Origin of the sequence: Methanoregula sp., from assembly GCF_002835825.1 — an archaeon.
Taxonomy (GTDB): Archaea; Halobacteriota; Methanomicrobia; order Methanomicrobiales; family Methanospirillaceae; genus Methanoregula.
Genome location: NZ_PIZH01000731.1, coordinates 1 through 1,078, shown reverse-complemented (window position 1 = coordinate 1,078; position 1,078 = coordinate 1). Strand labels below are relative to the sequence as shown.

The following is a 1,078-nucleotide window of genomic DNA, read 5'->3' as shown; positions in this document are numbered from 1 at the left end:
CTTCTCGAGGATCTCGTCCATGGTCATCTTCTCGGTGAAGTCGAGCGGGACAAAACCCCGGCTCCTTGGGGAGGCAAGGTAATGGAACGGCGGTTTTACCGTATCCATGTCGTGGATGCCGATGGCAACCTTGCTCCGGCCCCGGCCTACTGCCCAGTGAAGGGACTCCTGCAGGGACATGATGCTCTGGATCGATTCATCATCGAACTTTACGCCGCGGATGACCGCGGCACCAAGCACCGGGCGGATGGCTGCAAGCTGGGGATCGAGGGTAAACCGGATTCCCGAAGGTTTGACCGGGTATTCCGACAGGCCGGTCTCGATACCGAGATACCCCCGCATGGCACGGGCTACTCCCTCGGGACTGAAGAGGTCCGGCCGGTCGGGGAAGAACTCCACATCCACGTGGTCCTCCTCGATCCGCTCGATATCCGAACCAATCAGGGGGACTTTCTCGATGATCGTCTTCCGGTCGGTCCGGGCGAGTCGCTCGAGATACTTGTAGGGGAGGGTGATGACTGCCATGGTCAGATCCCTCCCTTCATCTGCCGGTACGACGGCGTCTCGCGGAGGAAGGCGACATCGCTCTTGTGGAGGAGGCGCAGGTCCTTTAACCCAAGCCGTAGCATCGCAATCCGGCTCACGCCAAGACCCCAGGCAAGGACGGGATATTGTATGCCAAGAGGCGCAGTGACTTCCTCACGGAAGACTCCGGCGCCGCCCATCTCGATCCAGCCGATCCCATCCACGTAGACCTCGGCGTCCAGGCTCGGCTCGGTGTAGGGATAGAAGGAAGGTTTGAACCGCACGCTCTCAAATCCCATGCGGTTGTAGAACTCGCGAAGGATCCCAAGAAGGTTGGCAAACGAGACGTTCTCATCCATCACGATCCCTTCGAGCTGCTCGAATTCGGCCAGGTGCGTTGTGTCGATCGTCTCGCGCCGGTACACCCTGCCAACGGCAAACGCCTTGACCGGGGGTCTGGTGTTCTGTGCAAGGTGCTGGATGGAGAGGCTCGTCGTATGCGTCCGGAGCACGCAGTGTGCCGCCTGCTCCTCCTTCCACACACCGCCCGAGC

General features: G+C 60.7%; 1 protein-coding gene and 1 pseudogene. Both read right to left on the bottom strand.

Annotated features, from left to right (window positions below; translation table 11 throughout):
- A pseudogene (pheT, locus tag CW742_RS14775) lies at positions 1-525 on the bottom strand (phenylalanine--tRNA ligase subunit beta); the annotation flags it as partial.
- 2 nt (positions 526-527) lie between these two features.
- A partial coding sequence (pheS, locus tag CW742_RS14770; RefSeq protein WP_292421697.1) for a phenylalanine--tRNA ligase subunit alpha occupies positions 528-1,078 on the bottom strand: 551 nt, incomplete at its 5' end.